13 protein-coding genes are annotated in these 11,890 nt (G+C 64.1%); 5 read left to right on the top strand and 8 right to left on the bottom strand.

The genetic code is table 11. From position 1 onward, the window contains the following. Nucleotides 1–202: 202 nt before the first annotated feature. On the top strand, nt 203–1,090 hold the full coding sequence (locus X733_RS165610; RefSeq protein WP_081740561.1) for a GNAT family N-acetyltransferase: 888 nt from the start codon (nt 203–205) through the stop codon (nt 1,088–1,090). A 134-nt stretch (nt 1,091–1,224) separates the two neighbouring features. Here the strand turns inward: X733_RS165610 and X733_RS165615 are convergent, their stop codons facing one another. Further along, entirely contained in the window at nt 1,225–1,857 is a 633-nt protein-coding gene (locus tag X733_RS165615; protein WP_023744087.1) for a trimeric intracellular cation channel family protein, read from the bottom strand. Between the two features lie 124 nt (nt 1,858–1,981). Next, nucleotides 1,982–2,611 (bottom strand): nucleotide exchange factor GrpE, encoded by a 630-nt coding sequence (gene grpE / locus X733_RS165620; protein ID WP_023817160.1) that lies wholly within the window; start codon nt 2,609–2,611, stop codon nt 1,982–1,984. A 259-nt stretch (nt 2,612–2,870) separates the two neighbouring features. Here grpE and X733_RS165625 point away from each other — a divergent pair, with 259 nt between their 5' ends. Together X733_RS165625 and X733_RS165630 are read left to right on the top strand one after the other, a co-directional pair. Next, nucleotides 2,871–3,071: a hypothetical protein gene (locus X733_RS165625; protein ID WP_023669766.1), complete on the top strand. Its 201-nt coding sequence runs from the start codon at nt 2,871–2,873 to the stop codon at nt 3,069–3,071. Nucleotides 3,072–3,155: 84 nt separating this feature from the next. Further along, a complete protein-coding gene (locus tag X733_RS165630; RefSeq protein ID WP_023691976.1) occupies nt 3,156–4,178 on the top strand; it encodes a fatty acid desaturase in 1,023 nt (340 codons plus the stop codon). A gap of 150 nt (nt 4,179–4,328) precedes the next feature. Here the strand turns inward: X733_RS165630 and X733_RS1000000171235 are convergent, their stop codons facing one another. The 6 genes from X733_RS1000000171235 to cysG form a co-directional block, all read right to left on the bottom strand. Then, nucleotides 4,329–4,451 (bottom strand): hypothetical protein, encoded by a 123-nt coding sequence (locus X733_RS1000000171235; RefSeq protein WP_023728539.1) that lies wholly within the window; start codon nt 4,449–4,451, stop codon nt 4,329–4,331. 42 nt (nt 4,452–4,493) lie between these two features. Then, entirely contained in the window at nt 4,494–5,027 is a 534-nt protein-coding gene (locus X733_RS165635) for a DUF934 domain-containing protein (protein WP_023817159.1), read from the bottom strand. A 114-nt stretch (nt 5,028–5,141) separates the two neighbouring features. Then, complete coding sequence (locus X733_RS165640; protein WP_023700114.1) at nt 5,142–5,906, bottom strand: phosphoadenylyl-sulfate reductase; 765 nt, start codon at nt 5,904–5,906, stop codon at nt 5,142–5,144. Continuing rightward, nucleotides 5,881–7,551 (bottom strand): nitrite/sulfite reductase, encoded by a 1,671-nt coding sequence (locus tag X733_RS165645; protein ID WP_023747039.1) that lies wholly within the window; start codon nt 7,549–7,551, stop codon nt 5,881–5,883. Before X733_RS165645 ends, X733_RS165640 begins: the two co-directional genes overlap by 26 nt. Nucleotides 7,552–7,586: 35 nt before the next feature. After that, the gene (locus X733_RS165650) at nt 7,587–7,880 is read right to left on the bottom strand and encodes a DUF2849 domain-containing protein (RefSeq protein ID WP_023747038.1); all 294 of its coding nucleotides are present in this window, start codon (nt 7,878–7,880) and stop codon (nt 7,587–7,589) included. Continuing rightward, a complete protein-coding gene (cysG, locus tag X733_RS165655) occupies nt 7,877–9,328 on the bottom strand; it encodes a siroheme synthase CysG (RefSeq protein ID WP_023747037.1) in 1,452 nt (483 codons plus the stop codon). Before cysG ends, X733_RS165650 begins: the two co-directional genes overlap by 4 nt. A 417-nt stretch (nt 9,329–9,745) precedes the next feature. Here cysG and X733_RS165660 point away from each other — a divergent pair, with 417 nt between their 5' ends. After that, complete coding sequence (locus X733_RS165660; RefSeq protein ID WP_023704214.1) at nt 9,746–10,195, top strand: host attachment family protein; 450 nt, start codon at nt 9,746–9,748, stop codon at nt 10,193–10,195. A gap of 185 nt (nt 10,196–10,380) precedes the next feature. Next, the coding region (gene ybaL / locus X733_RS165665; protein WP_023817158.1) for a YbaL family putative K(+) efflux transporter at nt 10,381–11,890 on the top strand (1,510 nt) is incomplete at its 3' end.

The following is an 11,890-nucleotide window of genomic DNA, read 5'->3' as shown; positions in this document are numbered from 1 at the left end:
AAGCGCGTCGCGTGAATCGTCCCAGCGCGACGCGCTTCATGGCGACGCTGGCGCAATCCTCGCGTCACGTAGGTAGCCGAATGAGGGTTTTCGCCAGCCGACGAAGTATTGCCCGTCGCGCCGTATCACGGTACTGTCACAATCCTGTTGCACCTACACCGTATCCCCGTGCCAAGAGGGATGGCTCGAAGGAGAATCACTCGTGCATACAGTTATGCCGGAATGTGACACTCGGCCCAGCGCAGGCGGCGCTTTGCTCGCCGCGCGGAACGCCGATGCCGTCGCAACAGGCGCACCGCTGGGCCGTATCGGCAATCTCGAAGTGCGGCTTGCCCGCAATGAGGCCGAGATCGCCGCCGCGCAGGAAGTGCGCTACCGGGTGTTTTATGACGAGCTTGGCGCCAGGGGGGACCTGTTCCAGGCGCAGGACCGGCGCGACGCCGACCGCTTCGACCCGCTGTGCGACCATCTCCTCGTGCTGGACACTTCGATCTCCGGCCCCGAGCATCGCCGCATCGTCGGCACTTACCGCCTGCTGCGGCAAGAGATTGCGGCGACCGCCGGCGGCTTCTATTCCGAAGGCGAGTTCGAACTGACCAAGCTGATCGCCCGCCATCCCGGCCAGCGCTTCCTTGAGCTCGGCCGCTCCTGCGTGCTGCCGGAATACCGCTCGAAGCGCACCATCGAGGCGCTGTGGCAAGGCATCTGGGCCTACATCAACCACTATGAGATCGGCGTGATGACCGGTTGTGCCTCGTTCCCTGGCACGGTGCCGGCTGCGCATGCCGAGGCGCTCACCTACCTTGCCCATCACTGCCGGACCAACTCCGCCTGGGATGTGCGGGCTGTCTCCGGCCGCTATTGCTCGATGGATCTGATGCCGATCGAGGCGGTCAACGCCAAGGCGGCGATCGCGGCCATGCCGCCGTTGGTCAAGGGCTATCTGCGCGTCGGCGCCCGCATCGGCGACGGCTGCGTCATCGACCGTGAGTTCTCCACGGTCGATGTGTTCGTGGTGATGCCGGTCAAGGAAATCGGCGCCCGCTACGTCAACTATTATGGCGGGGAAGCGCAGCGCTTTGCGGCGTGAGGCAGTAGGCAGTAGGCAGTAGGCAGTAGTGAAGGCTGCCGCGAATGCTGACTACCGACTATTCCCTATTCCCTATTCCCTATTCCCTATTCCCTATTCCCTATTCCCTATTCCCTATTCCCTAATCCCTCTCCCTACGGAATATCCTCCGGTCGCCGTCCCGGGCGGCTCTTGTAGGACGGAAAGGTCCAGCCGAATTTCAGCGCGCCGCCGCGCACCAGGAAAGCCGCGACGAAGCCGGCGACATCCGAGGCGAGCGGCGGCAGGCCGGCGAGATCGCCAAGTGTGTAGAGGCCGGCGCCCGCGAGTGCGGCGGTGACGTAGATTTCGGGCCTGAGCAGCACCGATGGCTCGCCGGCCAGCAGATCGCGCAGGATGCCGCCAAATGTGGCGGTCAACACGCCCATAACAACGGAGACGACCGGCGAGCCGGTGATGGCCAGCCCCTTGGCCGCGCCCATTACGGAAAAGGCCGCCAATCCGATGGCGTCGAGCCAGAGCAGCCATTTCCAGCGGGATTCGACGCGGTGAGCGATGAAGAAAACCAGCACCGCAACCGCCGCGCAAACCAGCACATAGCCGGAGTTGGCGACCCAAAAGACGGGCAGGTTGAGGATGACGTCGCGAAGCGTGCCGCCGCCAATGCCGGTGACGCTGGCCAGAAACAGGAAGCCGATAATGTCGAGCTGCTTGCGCGAAGCCGCCAACGCCCCGGTCGCGGCAAAGACGGCGACGCCGGCATAGTCGAGGAGGTCGATGGGTGTCAGGGACATGAGGTAGTAGGGATTGGGAATTAGGGAAAGTATGAATAACACGAAGCCGCGCGATTGATACGCCTGCCTATTCCCTCTTCCCTCCTCCCTCTTCCCTATTCCCTACTGCCTACCCTACTCACGCATCCTTCTCGGCCTGCTCGTTCACCGGCCCCGGCTCGACCGGCGCTTCGGTGGCCGCGATCTTGGGGCCGCCCTTGGCGACCCCGACCATGGCCGGCCGCAGCACGCGCTCGCCGATCGAATAGCCCGGCTGCACGACCTGGACGACGGTGTTGGCCGGCACATCGGGATTGGGCACTTCGAACATCGCCTGGTGGAAATTCGGGTCGAACTTCTCGCCTTCCGGCTCAAGCTTCTTCACCCCATGCCGTTCCAGCGTCGACAGCATGGCGCGCTCGGTGATCTCGACGCCGTCGATCAGCGCCTTGAAGCCGGCGTCTCCGGCCGCTTTCGCCTCGGCGGGGATAGCATCGAGTGCGCGGCGCAGATTGTCCGACACCGACAGCATGTCGCGGGCGAAATTGGCCACCGCATAGGCGCGCGCATCATGCACGTCGCGGGCGGTGCGGCGGCGCAGATTCTCCATCTCGGCTGCGACGCGAAGCGCGCGGTCCTTCAGCTCCTCGTTTTCCTTCAGCAGCCGCACCAGCGCTTCATAGTCGCCGTCGATGCCGCCTTGCGTGCGCTCGGCCTCGACCGTTTCGATATCCTCGGGCGCGCGTTCGTCTTTTGTCTGGTCGCTCATCGCCATTTCCCGTCATTCGAATGGTTTGGATTTGCGCCCGATATCGAGGTTTGGCGGCCAAAAATCAAGGGGTAAGCCCAGGAGGACGCCCCACAGCAGGCAATGTTGCGGGCTGCCCGTCGGACTTGGTGCGGGGCGCAAGGACGTTCAAAATTAATTCAAACTTTACCGTAACGGCAGCCTTTGCTTGCCAATACCCCGCTATGGGGAACCATTCAAAGCTTGGAGGAGTTTTGAAACCGACACAGGATTTGAGACAATGGACCGCAATACTGGCAACAGAAGCGAAGAGCTCGCCGCCGACATCAGGCGCCAGTTCGGCACCGAGGCGACGACGCGCTTCTTGCGCACCTTGCCGGCCTTCCGCACCGAGGCCGACATTCCCGCCCGTTTCCGGGACCTGCTCGACCGCCTGGACGGCATAGAAGCCAGCATGGCCGGCGGCCAACGCCGTCAATAGCGATGCTATCGCGCGACAATTACGCGCAGTAATTTTGCGTGAGCTTTTCCTTGCGGCAGCGGGACGCCCCGCCTATGCTTCCTGATGAACATGATTTCCCCCGAGACGGCCGCCAACAGCAAGCGCGCCTGGTTGAAGATCCTGGCGCGCTACAAGAAGCCCGACCGGCGACGCAGCACTCTTGAACTCGCCATCACCCTTATTCCTTTCGTTACGCTGTGGGCGCTGTCTTCGGCAGCCTATTCCTATGGCCACTGGTGGGGCTTGATCCTGATCCTTCCCGCCGCCGGTTTTCTGGTGCGGATCTTCATGATCCAGCACGATTGCGGCCACGGCTCCTTCTTCGCCAACCGCACTGCCGACGACTGGATCGGCCGCGCGCTCGGCGTACTGACGCTGACCCCTTACGATTGCTGGCGGCGCGCGCACGCCACCCATCACGCCAGCGCCGGCAATCTTGACGAGCGCGGCATGGGCGATATCAGGACGTTGACGGTTGCTGAATACCGGCAGCTGTCTTGGCGGGGACGCCTTGCCTATCGTCTCTACCGCCATCCCCTGGTGATGTTCGGCCTCGGGCCGATCTGGCTGTTCATCTTCGAGCAGAGGCTGCCCGTCGGCATGATGCGCGGCGGCCTGACGCCCTGGGTGTCGTCGATGACCACCAATCTCGGCATCGCGGTCGCGGCAGCGCTGCTTATCTGGCTGGTCGGCCCCGGCGCTTTCCTGATCGTCCATTTGCCGATCGTGATCCTGGCCGGATCGGCCGGAATCTGGCTGTTCTACGTCCAGCACCAGTTCGAGGAGACGGAATGGGCGAAGGACGAAGAGTGGGAATTCCAGCGTGCCGCCCTGCACGGATCATCCTATTACGATTTGCCCCCGGTGCTGAACTGGTTCACCGGCAATATCGGCGTCCATCACGTGCACCATCTCTCGGCCAAGGTGCCGGGGTACCGGCTGCAGGAAGTGCTGCGCGACTATCCGGAATTGCGCGGCATCGGCCGCGTCACGCTTCTCGACAGCCTGCGCTGCGTCAAGCTGGCGCTATGGGACGAGAATCGCCGCAAGCTGATCTCGTTTCGCGAAGCGCGGGCCTTGGCCTGAAAGCATTCCAGCAAAGTGAAGCGGTTTTCCCGGGAAAAGCGCGCTGCGCTTTCCCTCGGGATCGCATAAAACAAGAAATAAACCGCCGCACCAAAGGCGCGGCTGCATCTCCCAGAAGATCTGCTCAGGTGGCCTTGCGCTCCTCGCGCATCATGACCTTGCAGCCCTGATCACGTCAGCCGCCTTTTCGGCGATCATGATGGTCGCTGCATTGGTGTTGCCGCCGATCAGCGCGGCTTCCTCCCTGGCGGATACTTCCGTCCGGACAGCCAAGAGATCACAGTTTTTGTAAAGACAGGCGAAATTACCGCTGCGTCAGCTGTTGCGAACGCGCCGCCAGGAGTATTTCGGCCCCTTCGGCTCCGACGCTTCGGTCGGCTGATAGTAAAGGCCCAGCCCGCCTGTGCGGCCTTCTTCGAGGCGCTTCAGCAGAACCGGGTTGGATATCTCGAACTCGTCGAAGCCGAGGCGCAGCATATGCGGCAGCTGGTCGACGAGCACCTGGCCCGTGGCGCGGACCGCGCCCTCGAAATCGTAGCGGCTGCGCAACAATTCGCCCTTGGAAAACGAGCGGCCGTCGCTGAAGGCCGGAAAGGCCAGCGCCACCAGCGACAATTGGTCGAGCAGGTCGGCGATCTTTTCCAGCTGGTCGCCCGGCAGCAACGCGACGCCAAGCCGCTCCTTGGCCGAGCGCCGCACCTCGGCATCGAGGCCGAGAAATGCCTGCAACGGCAGGATGAAGCGGCCATTGCCCGCCAGTGCATCCGCACTTTCGGCATGTGTCCACTCGTCCTCGCGAAAACCCGTCCGGGTCCAGAGGCGGGTCTCCGCTGTCGTCGGTTCAATCATCGAAAATTCCTAAAGCCCCAAAATCGAAGTCCGCGAAAGCCGGTCCACACGAAACCGGCGGCCTCCGGGCGGAAGCCGCCGTTGCAGGCCAGCCTCACCTGAATATCACCATAGCTAAAGGGATGCGTCGGTCAGCGACACTTCCAGTCCCGACAGATGGATGCCGCACTCGGTCTTGGCATGACCGGCCCAGCGTCCGCTTCGCGCATCTTCGCCCGGCTGCACCGGCTGCGTGCATGGGAAGCAGCCGATCGACAGATAGCCGTACGCAACCAGCGGATTTTCGCGCAGCGCATGCGCGCGCATATAGTCGGCCTGGTCGGATGTCGTCCAGTGCGCCAGCGGATTGATGCGTACGCGCGGGCCGACCGCCTCGAACACCGGCAGCGCGGCTCGCGTCGCCGCCTGGAAGCGCTTCCGGCCGGTCAGCCAGGCGCGGAAGGGGGCGACGCCGCGCGCCAGCGGCTCGACCTTGCGCACGTCGCAGCAGGCATCGGTATTGCTCTGGTGCAGATTGCCGGTCGGATCGACCCGCTCGAGCGCCGCGTCTTCGGGCTTGATCACCCTGATGTTGGTCAGCCCGAAATCGGCGACCAGCGCATCGCGATAGCCCAGCGTCTCTTCGAAATGCTTGCCGGTGTCCAGGAAGATGACCGGCAGCGTGCGGTCGACCTTGGCGATCATATGCAGCAGGACGGCGGAATCCGCGCCGAAGGACGACACGGCGGCGATCTCGTCATGAAACAATTCGCTCGCCGCGCGTTCGATGATGTCGAGCGGGCTCAGATGTCCATACAGCGCGTCGAAGCCCGCCGCTTTGGCGGCGATGCTGTCGTCGACGTCGACGATGCGGTCAAGCGGCCTTGGTTTCGCCAGCATAGAGCGCCTCCTTGAACGGCGCGGGACCGACACGGCGGTAGGCGTCGATAAAACGTTCACTGGGACCGAGCCGAAGGCCGAGATAGGTGTCGACGATCTGCTCGATGGCGTCCGTGATCTCTTCCGAAGAGAAGCCGCGGCCGATGATTTCGCCAACCGAGGTGTTCTCGTCGGCCGATCCGCCAAGCGTCACCTGGTACAGTTCGGAGCCTTTCTTCTCGACGCCGAGGATACCGATATGGCCGACATGGTGATGGCCGCAGGCATTGATGCAGCCGGAAATCTTGAGCTTCAATTCGCCGATCTCGCGCTGACGCTCGAGCGAGGCGAAGCGAAGCGAAATCTCCTGCGCGATCGGGATCGAGCGCGCCGTCGCCAGCGCGCAATAGTCGAGGCCAGGGCACGCGATAATATCGCTGATCAGGTTGGAATTGGCCGTCGCGAGGCCAATGTCGACCAAAGCGTCGTAGACCGCTTTCAAATCGGCGCGCGCCACATGCGGCAGGATCAGGTTCTGCTCATGGCTGACGCGCAATTCGTCGAAAGCGTATTTCTCGGCGATGTCGGCGACCGCTTCCATCTGGCTGTCGGTGGCATCGCCCGGCACCTCGCCGATGCCTTTCAGCGAAATCGTCACCGCGGCATAGTCGGGATGGCGATGGGTCACGACATTCTGGTCGAGCCAATCCGAGAAGCTTTTGGAATCGAGCCGCGCCAGCTTAATCGCCGCGTCGCCTTCCGGCCGGGCGGTCAGTGCCGGCGGCGCGAAATAGGCGTCGATGGCACGGATGTCGGCTTCCGGCAGCTTCAGCTCGGCGTCCTTCAGCTCCTGCCATTCGGCCTCGACCTGCCGGGTGATTTCCCCGACGCCGGTCTCGTGGACGAGGATCTTGATGCGCGCCTTGTACTTGTTGTCGCGGCGGCCATAGAGGTTGTACACGCGCAGGATCGCCGTGCAGTAGGACAGCAGGTCGGCTTCCGGCAGGAAGTCGCGGATCTTGCGCGCCACCATCGGCGTGCGGCCCTGGCCGCCACCGACATAGACGGCAAAGCCGAGCTCGCCGGCGGCGTTCTTCTTCAGATGCAGACCGATATCATGCGTCTGGATGGCGGCGCGGTCGCGCTCGGCCCCGGTCACCGCGATCTTGAACTTGCGCGGCAGGAACGAGAATTCCGGATGCACAGACGACCATTGCCGCAGGATCTCGGCATAGGGGCGCGGATCGGCGACCTCGTCGGCGGCGGCGCCGGCAAAGTGATCGGCGGTGACGTTGCGGATGCAATTGCCGCTGGTCTGGATGGCATGCATCTCGACGCTGGCGAGATCGGCCAGGATCGCCGGAATGTCGGACAGCGCCGGCCAGTTGAACTGGATGTTCTGGCGCGTGGTGAAGTGGCCGTAGCCCTTGTCGTATTTGCGCGCGATGTGGCCGAGCATGCGCAGTTGCGCGCTGTTCAGCGTGCCATAGGGCACCGCGATGCGCAGCATGTAGGCGTGCAGCTGCAGGTAGACGCCGTTCATCAGCCGCAGCGGCCGGAACTGATCCTCGGTGATCTCGCCGGACAGCCGGCGTTCGACCTGGTCGCTGAACTCGGCGACGCGGGCCTGGACAAAATCGTGGTCGAACTCATCGTAGCGGTACATGTTTCGTCTTTCAGGGCGCGTCCGCCCGTATTTTGTTAAGCTGCCCGCGCAGCCTGCTTGCCCAGATCTTCCCGGATGGTCGGGCCGGCGGCGCGGATCTTTTCGCGCAGCCGCACCGGCACGACGACGCCATTGACGACTTCAGCGTCGATCAGATTGACGTCGACAACCTGATTGTTGGCGTTGGCCTCGGCGCCGATTGCTTCCAGCCTGTCCTCTGCCGCTTGGTCATGGGCAAGGTCGGCATGGTCGACCGTCTCGGCCCAACCGCCATCGGCGTACCAGACGACGATGCCGTCGGAGAGGCGGTTTGCGGTCAGTATCTTCATGGCTCGACCTCTGCGTCGGCCGCGTTGGCGGCGCCCTCATAGTTATGTGCCGCAAGCGGCTCGGAACGTTCAAAGTTGGCGCCGGCAACCGCGTCGCCGATGATGGTCATCACAGGACCGGCCAGGTCGGCGCGCTCTTCCAGCGACGGCAAATCGGCCAGCGTGCCGTGGAAACGGCGGCGGTTCTGCAAGCTGGCATTCTCGACCACGGCAACCGCCGTGTCCGGCGACAGGCCGGCCTCGATCAGCCGTCCGGCGACTTCGGCGGCGACCGAGCGGCCCATATAGACGGCAACGGTGGCGCCGGAAATGGCAAGCTTGGCCCAGTCCGGCAGCGAATTGCCCTTCAGATCATGGCCGGTGGTGAACACCATCGACGAGGAGACGCCGCGCAGCGTCAGCGGCAGCTCGAAGTCGGCGGCGGCGGCAAAGGCGGCGGTGACGCCGGGGACAACATCATAGGCGATGCCGGCATCGCGCAGTGCGGCCATCTCCTCGCCGGCGCGGCCGAACACCAGCGGGTCGCCCGACTTCAGCCGCACGACGCGCTTGCCCTGCCTGCCAAGCTCGACCAGCAGCGCATTGATCTCGGCCTGGCTCTTGGTGTGGCATCCCTTGCGTTTTCCGACCGGCAGCCGCTCGGCGTCGCGGCGGCCCATGGCGACGATCGCCTCCGGCACCAGCGCGTCATAGACGATGACGTCGGCTTCCATCAAAAGCCGATGCGCGCGCAGCGTCAGAAGATCCTCAGCACCTGGCCCGGCGCCGACCAGGGCGATATGGCCCGAAGCCGGAGCCTTCGACAGCAACAGATCGGCGGCGGCGTCATGCGCCTGCGAAAGCTCGCCGGCTTCGACGGCGCGCGCCGGTGCACCCTGGAAAAAACTGCTCCAGAACTGGCGGCGGGCGTTGCCTTTCGGCAGCAGCTTTTCGGCGGCACCCCGGAACGAGGCGGCAAGCGCTGCCAGCGGCCCGAGCGACGGCGACAGCATGCGGTCGATGCGGCTGCGCAGCATCTGCGCCAGCACCGGACCGGCGCCTTCCGTGCCGATGGCGATGGCGACCGGGGCGCGGTTGACCAGCGCCGGGGTGAAGAAATCGCACAGCTCCGGCCGGTCGACGGCATTGACCGGAATGCCAAGGCGGCGCGCATCGTCGGCGACGCGGCGGTCGAGCGTCTCGTCGCCGCTGGCGGCAAACACCAGGATCGCGCCTTCGAGATGCGCGGCGTCGTAGGGGGCGTCGATACGGATGGCGCCGGTCGTGGCGATGAAGCTCAGCAATTCGGCGTCGGCAACATCCGCGATGATGCGCAGTGTCGCGCTTGACTGATCAAGCAGCCGCGCCTTGGCCAATGCTTCGCCTCCGCCGCCGACGATGGCCACGGCTTCGCCTTCGACCCGCATGAAGACCGGGAACGCGGTGAGCTTGGGATTGGCGTGCGGCATGACGAACAGATTCCGGAACAATTCGGCAGTTTTAGGCGCGGACGCGAAAAAGCTGAAGGAACCCACTCGCGCATCCCCTTGCGGGAGGCAATCGCTTTTCCGCAAGCCAAAGGGCCAAGAGAAAAATATTCCACATCCGCATACCAGGCGGATTCAAGCTGCTGCCGCAGGCCTTGTTCTGCGGCTCTTTTATCCGGCAGTCGGCCAAGCTGCAAAATTGTTTTTCTAAATTCTACCAATTTAGTAGATTAAAGCCGTCACCTCGGACATTGCTCCGATGGACGATAGATCGGGCTCGATATGGCTGCGTGCGATCTCGGCGAACGAAGTGGAACGTTCCCGCTTCGCCACGCGTTCTGCCCCTGCCGTAACAGACAATCGTCGGCTGGATTTGAACCTTCAAACAGGAGCCCGCAAATGAGCAAGATCAACCTGAAACATGGCCTTCTGGTCATGGTGGCCGATGGCGAGAAAGCGCTGTTCCTGAAGAACGAGGGCGACAATCTCTATCCGCACCTGCAGCTCTTCCAGGAGATGAACCAGGACAATCCGGCAACGCGCGAACAAGGCAGCGACAGTCCCGGCCGCTACAATGACGGCCCCTCCGTACATCGCAGCGCAGTTGAGGAAACCGACTGGCACCGGCAGGGCAAGGAACGCTTTGCCGAAGAGATCGCGGACCGGCTCTACAAGCTCGCCCATCACGGCATCTTCGACGACATCGTGCTGGTCGCGCCACCGCTGGTGCTCGGCACCATGCGCAAGAAACTGCACAAGGAAGTCACGGACAAGGTGCAGGCGGAGATCCCAAAGACCCTGACCAACCGCCCGCTGATCGATATCGAGGCCATGCTGCAGGCGGCGTGACGCATCGATCATTCGGTATTGGCGCGCGCAGCGGTTTTGCTGCGCGCGCCTTTCGTTTTCGGTGCCTCTGGCCACCAATTTACGTCTTGCGGGTTGCGTCGCCCGCACCCCCTCCACCATATTGAAAAAGGCGGCGGCTTCGGGCGGCGCACACCCGACATTTCCCGAAAGGCGCTCCATCGACAATGCCGCATGACACGCCCCTTATCGCCACCATCGTCGCCGGTCTGGGGCTGGCATTCATCTTCGGGGCGCTCGCCAACCGTTTTCGCATCCCGCCGCTGGTCGGCTACCTCGTCGCCGGCGTACTGGTCGGACCGAACACGCCGGGTTTCGTCGCCGATGCCGGTCTTGCCAATGAGTTGGCCGAAATCGGCGTCATCCTGCTCATGTTCGGCGTCGGCCTGCATTTCTCGCTGAAGGACCTTCTCTCCGTCCGCGCCATCGCCGTACCCGGCGCCATCGTCCAGATCGGCTTTGCCACCGCGCTCGGCGCCGGCCTCGCATGGATGCTCGGCTGGTCGATGGGCGCAGGCCTCGTCTTCGGCCTGGCGCTTTCCGTCGCGTCCACAGTGGTGCTGTTGCGCGCGTTGCAGGAGCGACGGCTGATCGAGACCGAGCGCGGCCGCATCGCCGTCGGCTGGCTGATCGTCGAGGACCTCGCCATGGTGCTGGCGCTGGTGCTTTTGCCGGCGTTGGCCGGCGTGCTCGGCGGCCAGCCGCAGGTCGATGACCATGCGAGCCTTTTGTCGCTGCCGGCCAGCTACGGCATCTGGGGCGTCGTCGGCCTCACGCTGGCCAAGGTCGCCGCCTTCGTCATCGTCATGCTGGTGGTTGGCCGCCGCGTCATTCCGTGGATCCTGCATTACGTCGCCCATACCGGCTCGCGCGAACTGTTCCGGCTGGCGGTGCTGGCGATCGCGCTCGGCGTCGCCTTCGGCGCCGCCAAACTGTTCGGCGTCTCGCTGGCGCTCGGTGCCTTCTTCGCCGGCATGATCATGAGCGAATCCGAGCTCAGCCACCGCGCGGCGGAGGAATCGCTGCCGCTGCGCGACGCCTTCTCGGTGCTGTTCTTCGTCTCGGTCGGCATGCTGTTCGATCCGTTCAGCCTGATGAGCAATGGCTGGCCGATCCTGGCGACGCTGGCCATCATCGTCATCGGCAAGTCGCTGGCCGCCTTCGTTATCGTCATCGCCTTCCGCTATCCGCTGGGAACCGCCTTGATGATCTCGGCCAGCCTCGCGCAGATCGGCGAGTTTTCCTTCATCCTGGCGGAGCTCGGCGTCGGGCTGAAGCTGTTGCCGCAACAGGGACGCGACCTGATCCTGGCAGGCGCCATCCTGTCGATCCTGGTCAATCCGCTGATGTTCCTCGCCCTCGACTGGATGAAGCCATGGCTGGACGCGCGCGCCGCCAAGGCAGCACCACCGGAAGAGGCCAAGCCGGTCGGCCCGGCGACGCAGCCCGGACAAGTGGCCTCGGTGGCCGCCGCGGCAAAAGAGAATGGCCCGCCGCCGCGCACGACGCTTTCGGGCCACACCATCCTGATCGGCTACGGCCGCGTCGGCAGCCTGGTCGGCGCCGCGCTGAAACAGGCATCGCTACCGTTCCTGGTCATCGAGGACGCCGACAAGACGCTGGCGAGGCTCAGAGACGACGGCGTCGAGATCGTCTCCGGCAATGCAGCCAGTGCGG

The organism is Mesorhizobium sp. L2C066B000 (genome assembly GCF_000502335.1).
Taxonomy (GTDB): domain Bacteria; phylum Pseudomonadota; class Alphaproteobacteria; order Rhizobiales; family Rhizobiaceae; genus Mesorhizobium.
The sequence above is the reverse complement of the archived record's forward strand: the minus strand, read 5'-3'. Positions and strand labels throughout refer to the sequence as shown.